We start from the raw sequence: 412 nt of genomic DNA on the forward strand, positions 1-412 counted from the left end.
GGTCACCAAGGAACTGGTCATCAACGTCGTCAGCCTGCTCAACCGCAGCCGCTACTCCATGACCCACCACACCGTCATCGGCTACAACACCCTGTCCGAACTGCTGCCCCATGCCGACCCCGACACCCGCGCCGAGCAGGCCGAGGCGATGCTGCTGCACCTGGTCGACGACTACGGCAACCCCACCTTCGACCGCCCCGGCGCACCGCCCTACACCGACCTGCACCTGGCCTGCCTGCGACTGGCCGCCGCCACCCAGGCCGACCCCCACGCCATCACCGACGACCAGGTCCGCCACACCCACCAAGTCCTGCTCGACCACGCCCCCGCCGCCATCACCGCCCACGGCCTCGACCAGTACCCCGGCACCGACACCCCCGCCTACCACAACGCCTACGCCACCGGCATGCTC

At 69.9% G+C, this 412-nt stretch carries 1 protein-coding gene; it reads left to right on the plus strand.

Annotated features, from left to right (window positions below):
- Positions 1–412 (plus strand): hypothetical protein (locus tag ADL03_RS48120; RefSeq protein ID WP_197288092.1); only part of this gene is annotated, 412 nt, incomplete at both ends.

This window comes from Nocardia sp. NRRL S-836, assembly GCF_001279525.1.
Classification (GTDB): Bacteria; Actinomycetota; Actinomycetes; order Mycobacteriales; family Pseudonocardiaceae; genus Lentzea.